The organism is Microcystis sp. M179S2, from assembly GCF_020245805.1.
Lineage (GTDB): Bacteria > Cyanobacteriota > Cyanobacteriia > Cyanobacteriales > Microcystaceae > Microcystis > Microcystis aeruginosa.
In genome coordinates, this window is the sequence record NZ_JADBUE010000243.1 from 1 (window position 1) to 8,286 (window position 8,286).

At 44.5% G+C, this 8,286-nt stretch carries 9 protein-coding genes; 4 read left to right on the forward strand and 5 right to left on the reverse strand.

The window, feature by feature from the left end; all coding sequences use genetic code 11:
• Positions 1-303: IS4/Tn5 family transposase DNA-binding protein (locus tag IM500_RS15045; protein WP_287738848.1), on the reverse strand; the 303-nt coding region annotated here is incomplete at its 3' end.
• A 168-nt stretch (positions 304-471) separates the two neighbouring features.
• Here IM500_RS15045 and ureA point away from each other — a divergent pair.
• The 3 genes from ureA to IM500_RS15060 all read left to right on the forward strand — a co-directional run bounded on the left by ureA (position 472) and on the right by IM500_RS15060 (position 2,078).
• Complete coding sequence (ureA, locus tag IM500_RS15050; RefSeq protein WP_125730725.1) at positions 472-774, forward strand: urease subunit gamma; 303 nt, start codon at positions 472-474, stop codon at positions 772-774.
• Between the two features lie 19 nt (positions 775-793).
• On the forward strand, positions 794-1,120 hold the full coding sequence (locus tag IM500_RS15055) for an urease subunit beta (protein ID WP_002738732.1): 327 nt from the start codon (positions 794-796) through the stop codon (positions 1,118-1,120).
• 82 nt (positions 1,121-1,202) lie between these two features.
• Complete coding sequence (locus tag IM500_RS15060) at positions 1,203-2,078, forward strand: S-methyl-5'-thioadenosine phosphorylase (protein WP_190720628.1); 876 nt, start codon at positions 1,203-1,205, stop codon at positions 2,076-2,078.
• 108 nt (positions 2,079-2,186) lie between these two features.
• Here the strand turns inward: IM500_RS15060 and IM500_RS15065 are convergent, their stop codons facing one another.
• From IM500_RS15065 to IM500_RS15075, 3 genes are all read right to left on the reverse strand, one after another.
• A complete protein-coding gene (locus IM500_RS15065) occupies positions 2,187-3,143 on the reverse strand; it encodes an RNA polymerase sigma factor, RpoD/SigA family (protein ID WP_002761297.1) in 957 nt (318 codons plus the stop codon).
• An 849-nt stretch (positions 3,144-3,992) separates the two neighbouring features.
• Positions 3,993-4,292 carry a 2Fe-2S iron-sulfur cluster-binding protein gene (locus tag IM500_RS15070; RefSeq protein ID WP_190720631.1) on the reverse strand — a complete coding sequence of 100 codons (300 nt, stop codon included), beginning with the start codon at positions 4,290-4,292 and terminating at the stop codon, positions 3,993-3,995.
• 43 nt (positions 4,293-4,335) lie between these two features.
• Positions 4,336-5,595, reverse strand: coding sequence for a phosphopantothenoylcysteine decarboxylase domain-containing protein (locus IM500_RS15075; RefSeq protein WP_287738850.1), 1,260 nt, complete (start codon positions 5,593-5,595; stop codon positions 4,336-4,338).
• 445 nt (positions 5,596-6,040) lie between these two features.
• On the opposite strand from IM500_RS15075, the gene IM500_RS15080 reads away from it, so the two are divergent.
• On the forward strand, positions 6,041-6,982 hold the full coding sequence (locus IM500_RS15080; protein WP_190720639.1) for a DUF1517 domain-containing protein: 942 nt from the start codon (positions 6,041-6,043) through the stop codon (positions 6,980-6,982).
• A 128-nt stretch (positions 6,983-7,110) separates the two neighbouring features.
• Here IM500_RS15080 and IM500_RS15085 read toward each other — a convergent pair whose 3' ends face one another.
• Positions 7,111-8,061 (reverse strand): NAD-dependent epimerase/dehydratase family protein, encoded by a 951-nt coding sequence (locus IM500_RS15085; protein ID WP_061432678.1) that lies wholly within the window; start codon positions 8,059-8,061, stop codon positions 7,111-7,113.
• Positions 8,062-8,286 lie beyond the last annotated feature (225 nt).

Consider the following 8,286-nt stretch of genomic DNA (forward strand, 5'->3'; position numbering starts at 1 on the left):
CTTTTTGGCTTTTTGCGTCGTAAAGTCTAAACTGGTTGTGTCTTGAACTGCCAAAACTATTGGATGTTCTTTGATTCTTTCTACTGTACTTTTGGCTTGGGCGGGAATTAGATCTGAGGGGTGAAAATAGGGTGAATTCCAAAAGTCGTAGGTAGCACTGGCGGCGGCTAGATTTCCCGAAGCTTGTTGAACACTTGTACTAGATTGGCTAGCCAAGTTTTCCACGATACTGATTAACCTTTTTTTTCTTCTCGTGTCCCCTAGGTCTGCATACTGTAATTCTTGGGCTGCCCATTTCTCCATTTTTTGCTTACCTCCACCTTAATTCCTTCTTTCAAAACTATACCTATCAATCGTTTCCCTTTTTTTTAAGTTTCTTCTCTTTTTGATAAATTTTCACAACTCGATCGCTACAACTACCCGGCCAAGAACTACAATAACCCTAGCATCTGTGTGAAAAAAGGCCTATCTATGCAACTTTCGCCCCAAGAAAAAGATAAATTACTCATTTTCACGGCGGCACTGCTCGCCGAAAGACGCAAAAATCGCAGTATCAAGTTAAATTATCCCGAAGCGATCGCCTATATTAGCGCCGCCATCCTCGAGGGTGCTAGGGAAGGTCGTAGCGTGGCTGAATTGATGAGTTACGGCACTACTTTATTAACTCGCGAGGAGGTAATGGAAGGTATCCCGGAAATGATTACGGAAGTGCAGATCGAAGCGACTTTTCCCGATGGTACTAAATTAGTTACCGTTCACAATCCCATTCACTAACAGGAGATTTTTAGCAGTTATGATTCCGGGAGAAATTATCACACCATCCGGGGCGATCGAGATTAATGTCGGTCGCGACACCCTGCGTATTTCTGTGGCTAATACAGGCGATCGACCGATTCAAGTGGGTTCCCACTATCATTTTTATGAAGTTAATCAGGCCCTGGAGTTCCAGCGGGAATTAACCAAAGGAACCCATCTGAATATTCCCGCGGGTACATCAGTTCGATTTGAACCGGGAGACACGAAAGAGGTGGAATTAGTTACCATCGCGGGAACTGAAGAAATTTATGGCTTTAATGGTTTAATTAATGGTTCCCTCAAGGGTAAGAAAAAGAAAAAGTAAGGCCTTGACGGAAAAATTATCACAGTTCGATCGCTCAATTATGGTAAAATCAAGGCAACGATAACTAATTCTTTCCAAGACTATGACGACGGTAAAAATTGGCATCATTGGCGGCAGTGGTTTATATAAAATGGATGCCCTCAAGGATGTGCGGGAAGTATCCCTCGCTACTCCTTTTGGTTCTCCTTCTGATACTTTAATTCTCGGTACTTTAGAGGGAACAGAAGTCGCCTTTTTAGCGCGTCATGGCAGAAATCACCATTTTTTACCGACCGAATTACCCTTTCGAGCTAATATTCACGCTCTCAAACAATTAGGGGTTGAATATATTATTTCCGCTTCGGCCGTTGGTTCCCTAAAAGCCGAAGTTAAACCCCTAGATTTAGTCATTCCCGCTCAATTTATTGACAGAACTAAAGAGAGAACAGCGACTTTTTTTGGGGAGGGAATTGTTGCCCACGTTGCCTTTGGTGATCCCATTTGTCCCCAATTAGCCGAAATTTTAGGGGATGCCGTCGCTAGTTTAAACCTACCGGAAGTTACCTTGCATCGCGGCGGTACATACCTCTGTATGGAAGGGCCGGCTTTTTCTACTAAAGCGGAATCAAATCTCTATAGAAGTTGGGGGGCAACCGTGATCGGTATGACCAATTTAACCGAGGCCAAATTAGCCCGAGAAGCGGAAATTGCCTACGCTACCTTAGCCCTAGTTACCGATTACGATTGTTGGCATCCCGACCACGATCATGTCACGGTAGAAATGGTGATCGAAAATCTCCACCATAACGCTATTAATGCCCAAAAAGTTATTCAAGAAACGGTGCGTCGTCTGGCAGCTAATCCTCCCGTTTCCGCCGCTCATTCTGCCCTTAAATACGCTATTCTTACCCGTCTAGATTCTGTTCCCGTCGCCACTAAAGAAAAATTAGCTCTCTTTTTGAAAAAATATCTTGAATAAATAGAGAAATAAGAGCGGAGAAAAGTCGCCGATGAATCTAGAAATGGGTCATTTTTCTCGCTGTTATCCAGACGCTCAATTTGACCCAAATTCTAGGTTATTTCTAGCTTAACTAGCTAGATATTCTCTGATGTTGCCCTTGCGTTTTCTTAATTTAGCGATCGCTTCTCGTTCGATCTGACGCACGCGTTCACGACTGATATTGAGTCGAACGCCAATTTTTGCTAGGGTGAGGGGCTGCCCATTATCTAAACCAAAACGCAGACAAATCACTTCTTTTTGTTGAGGGGTGAGGTCTGCCATCAGTTTTTCCAAATCCACTTGGAGGGAAGAATAGGCAGTGTAATCTTCGGGGGAAAGTCCCGTATCTTCCAAGAGTTCCCCTAATTCCGTGTCTTGATTGTCCCCCACCTTTAAGTCAAGGGAAAGGGGTTGACGAGACCTTTCCAAGTAGTCTCGCACCTGTTTGGGAGTTAGGTCTAATTCCTCGGCTAATTCGGCAATGGTGGCGGCGCGACCTTTATCTTGAGCTAGTTGACGCTGGGCTTTTTTGATTTTATTCAGTTTTTCGGTGATGTGGATGGGCAGACGGATGGTGCGACTTTTTTCTGCGATCGCCCGGGTGATGGCTTGGCGAATCCACCAATAAGCATAGGTGGAGAAGCGATAGCCTTTGGTGGGATCGAATTTTTCCACACCTCTTTGCATCCCAATCGTTCCCTCTTGGATGAGGTCTAATAGATCTAGATTGCGTTTTAGGTATTTTTTAGCGACGGAAACCACTAGACGCAGGTTCGCTTCTACCATCTTGCGTTTGGCGAAATCCCCTGCCCCCAATTCTCGACGGAGTTGTTCTTCACTAATTTCCGCCGCTTCTGACCATTGGCGATCGCTGGGTTCCCTGCCGAGTTTCGCCCTTAGGGATTCCTTGATTTTTTCGAGAAAAATTAATCTTTGCACCTGTTTTGCGTAGAGAATTTCTTCTTCATGGGTGAGAAGGGGAACTCGGCCAATTTCTCTGAGATAGGCGCGAACTGGATCGGTGGGGTTTTTCGAGGTTTTCATGAGTGCGCGTCGGTTGAGGGTTGATATTCAGGGATTGATGGCGTTTTTCAGATCGCTTCCCCAGGGGCAGTTAAGGAGATGCTATCAGGGTTTTTTCTAGTTTTGTAAAGAGATTAGTAAGTGATTACTCAAGGATAGAGAGAAATCTAATTGAAGATTTAATTGCCTCTATAGTCCTTTTTTTGGCTATATATAGAGTTTATGGGCATAAATGGCAAGTAGTAAGAACCTTGGTTGTTTAACCAATATTACAACAATTATTAAATATTGTAAAGTTTATGAGAAAAAAAATTATCCCTATTGGGAACGCACCGATGAAGGGGAGGTTTGAGTATCTGTACCCATAGATTACCCAAAGGTTTCCAATCAGGATGCAATCTAGATGACAAAATGAGCAACTTTCTCAGATAGCGATCGCTATCTGAGCGGTGAGGGGAGTAGTCATACTAAATCCTGTTTAAAAAGTATAGGATAGTGGGGTGTGGGGTGTGGGGAGAAACAATTCATAACTTGAGAGTTAATCACACTATTAAAAAGGGATTTGGTATCAGAGGAAGTTCGTACTTTTGTACTAAAATGTCCAATAGGCAGTTTAAATGCAGTAAAGCCGATATTTTCTAGCAAATCTCTTGATTGTCAGCCCTTGGCTGGCAAAAAAGCAGCGAAAAAATCACAAAAATCCGCTGAGATGTCTTCCCAAGACATAAATTAGGGTCTGCTGAAAAAGTCGCTCAGGGAATTATGTGATATTGTCTGGCAATTTTCACCGGTATCGAACGCCTCAATGGTTCTAATCGCCGCACCTTCCCCACCGGTGCGTTGCTGGGGGTGGGGCATGACGCTTAAATGCTATTTTGGTTTAGTTTGGACGCTAATAGGGCCATTAACGCTGGTTTGACAGGCTAAACGATAATTTTCGGGTTTTTTCTTCAGACAGCGCTGTTCAAAGTCGGTTTTGGCCGAGAGATTTTCCATCCCCTCGACAATTGCCACTATACAAGTACCACACTGACCGTAACCGCCACAATTCATCAATTTACCGCCAAAAGTGTAGATATCAACGCCATTCTGGATTGCTTTCTCTCGTAAATTCGCTCCATCTGCCGCTACCACGATCTTATTCTCTTTGACGAACTTGATGTTACCCATGACTGTGTTACCCTAAATTTTTGCAAATTAATATTAAAAAATATTAAATTTTTTTGATTGTAACATTTTTGGCTCGCTGTTCTAAATATTCGGCGATGCCAATAGCGATCGCTTTTTTGCCGATAAATTTCCCCAATGCCGCTTTTGTGACCAAATAAGCCACCTGTTCCCCTTGATCGCCCTTTTCCTCACCCCTATTAGCAATGACGGCCTGATAGCCCTTTTCTAGGCGTTTACGGGCGATTTCCAGTAACTCCTCCTGACTGACTCCTTCCTGATACTTGAAAGTGACCATCTCTAAATCGGGAAATTTTTCTCTCACCTTGTCAATCACTTTTTCCGTCGGCACAAAATTAAGATTTAACTGCCCACCACTGGGAATTTTACCCAAAAAAGGGCTTTCTAAGCGATAATCTGCCACTGCTGCCGAAAAAATCCCAAATTTATAATCTTTACTGCCTAATTCTCCCATAACCTTCCCTAGATACTCGTCATAAGTTTCAATAATTTCATGGGGTAAATAAGCGGGAGGTGTATAGCTGCCGCGTCCGTGGATTAATTGCACCTTTGCCCCGCGCAGGTACAATTCTTCTGCAATAGCGACTCCTAATTGTCCGGTAAAACGATTGGTTAAACGACGAATATTATCGATAATAACGGGTGTGGGTCCACCAGTGACTAAAATCGGCCTATTTTTCAGGACAGAATTACTGAGAATCCCACAGGCTGCTACGGTAATCTCTTTTTCCCCGGGGAGATTGTGCTTACCGTAATCATCCCGGGGTGACATAATCTGGACTCCCCAGCGATCGAGAGTTTGCAAAGATTCGGTCAGAATAGCATTATGTAAACTGCCGTGCATGGTGGGGACAAGCAGAATTTTAGTTTTTCCCTTTTCCTGTCGTCCCAAGGCCGAGGCCAAGCATGAAGTGATCACTCCGTCAGCGATTCCGTAACGAAACTTATTAATCGTGTTATAGGTAGCGGGGGCGACTAAATAAAGATCAAAGGGAGATTGATCGCTTAAATGTTCTGCTTTTGCCGTTAATTGGCTAATTACGGGATTAACCGTACTCCATTCCAAAGCTTCCTTAGTGACGTATCTTAAAGCTTCTTCCGAGACAAAAGCCACGACTGTAGCCCCGAATTTCCGCAAAGATCGGGCAATTAGCGGCGCTTTCATGGCCGCAATCCCTCCTGTCACCAGTAAAGCAATACGTTTACCCCAGAGATGATGACTTTCTAAGGGTACTTCGCGATCGCTTAATGGCGAATCCGTCGGAGAAGAGAAATTCCAAGTCATAAATTTGGGGGTTGGGAGATGGGGAGTGGGGAGTGGGGAGTGGGGAGTGGGGAGTGGGGAGTGGGGAGTCAGGAGTCAGGAGTCAGGAGTCAGGAGTCAGGAGTCAGGAGTCAGTAGTCAGTAGTCAGTAGTCAGGAGAATTAAGAATGAATAAAAATCAATGAAATGGCCTATTTCGGGATTTTATCCAACTTAATCCTTATTTTTGACGTTTTTAAACCCTCAAAAATTAATCATGCCGGAGATCTGTAAAGGTCTATAAATTTGAGGGTTGGGGGTTGAGGAGAAGAGAGTGGGGAGAAGATAATCAATTGTCTCCTGTCTCCTGTCTCCTGTCTCCTGTCTCCTCTCTCCTAATGATATCGGTTATCCCTATTCGGGGTTTGTCTATCCCTGAGGGAGAAACTGGTTATCCTAGTAAATAAAGGGTTGCTTCGGTGTTCTTATGATTGACAAAATTTTAACTAGAGTTCGATCGCTTGCCAAGCCGCTATTAGTTCTAGGATTAGTGACAACGCTGATTTTAGGCAATGTTTCCAGTGCTTTGGCGGCATCGGGGGGTAGAATGGGGGGCGGTAGTTTTCGCGCCCCTAGTCGCAGTATTAGCCCTTCTAGAGGTGGTGGTTACAGTTCCCCCGGTTACGGTGGAGGTATTGGTTTTCCCTTCCTCTTACCCTTCTTTTGGGGTGGTGGTGGCGGTGGCTTAATTTCTCTGTTAATCTTTTTTGCTATTGCCAATTTCCTCGTTAATGCTTTCCGTAATGGTGGAGGCAGTGATGAAAACGGTATGACGATAGAATCCGGTTATGAAACCGTCTCCGTGGCTAAAGTACAGGTGGGTTTGTTGGCTAATGCCCGTTATCTGCAACAAGAATTAAATCAAATCGCCCTAACTGTGGATACTAGCACCTCCGAGGGACGCGTCGAAGTCTTACAAGAATCGGCCCTCGCCCTGTTACGTCATCCGGAATACTGGGTTTATGGTAACGTCGATTGCCAACAAACCAGCCTCAGCAGTGCAGAAGCGAAGTTTAATCAGTGGTCTCTCAACGAACGCGGTAAACTAACGGCGGAAACCTTAACTAATTACAATAATCAACTGCGTCAAGGTTCTCAAGAAAATATTTTACCCGAATCGGCTGGGGAATTAGCTAAAACCGCACCGGAAGGCTATATTTTGGTGACTATTTTAGCCGGCATTGTCGGTAAATTTTCTCTAGCCAAAATTAATGATTCCCAAGACTTGAAACAAGCCCTGCAACAAATTGGTAGTATGGGAGGCGATCGACTTTTAGCGGTAGAAGTGATTTGGACTCCTCAAAGCGAGGGTGATATTCTCAGTCAAGACGACATTCTCGCCAATTATCCCGATCTGAAATTGGTGTAATTTGTCGGGGTATAACCCTAGATATTGGCCAAAATCTCCCTTTTATGGGGAGATTTTTTGATTATTAAGCAATTGCTCCCGTGATGGGATTTTTAGGTGTGTCACGATGCCCTAACACACCCTAACCATTAACAATATAATTCCTGAATCCACTGCCATTCTTGGGCTAATCCTTCGGCTAAAGAGACTTGGGGATTATAACCTAGAATAGTACGGGCTTTGGTGACATCGGCGGCGGTGTGACGGGCATCTCCCCGGGCGAGTCCTTGATGCGATCGCTCGATAGGTTTACCGATGACTTTTGCCATGGTATCCAAGACATCCAACAATACCACGCGACTACCACCACCAATATTAAACACCTCCCCCACCGCTTCCGGCACTAGGGCAGCGGCTAAATTAGCGGCTACAGCATCGCTAATAAAGGTAAAATCGCGGGTTTGTTTGCCATCTCCGTAGATGCCGATCGGTTTACCTGCGATCGCTGCTTGAAAAAACTTATGGAAAGCCATATCGGGACGTTGCCGCGGTCCATAAACGGTGAAATAACGCAAGGCAGTGACGGGAACGTTAAAATTCTGGTGATATAGCCAACAGAGTCTTTCTGCCGCTAATTTGGTGATGCCGTAGGGTGAAACTGGTTGGGGACAAAGGGTTTCGGGAGTCGGCATCGTTTCCGCATTGCCATACACCGAGGAAGTGGAAGCAAAAACCATCCGTTGTAAAGACGGGGTTTCTTTAGCGGCCTCAAGAATAATTTGAGTAGCATTTATATTCCTTTCGGTATATTGACGAAATCCATCACCCCAGCTTGCTCTGACTCCCGCTTGGGCTGCCTGATGGAATAATACTTCTACTCCTTGCAACAGTTGTCGCCAGTCAAGGGCTTGTATATCCGCTTCAATTAACTTAAATTCGGGATATTTTGCTAGAATATGGGCATTTTTGCGCTTTAAACTGGGGTCGTAATAATCGTTAAATTGATCGATACCGATCACCTGATCTCCTTGTTCTAAAAGCTTTTGTGCCAAGTTAGAACCGATAAAACCCGCGACACCAGTAACAATATGAGTAGCCATTTAATCCTAGTCGTTGATATTTTGTCTCGATTGTAAGCTAAGACGCATTTAAACTGCTTATTCTTAGATTAGCAGAATCTCCCCCGGTGGTGATTCGGTAGTAGTGATGGCGGCTTAATCCTTTGCTTTGCTGTGCATTGTAGTCATGGATAAAATACCAAAGGGCTCCCCAACGTGATTCTCCATTTTTTTAGAGAAAGATAGACTCTCTCTCACCAGCCGAGA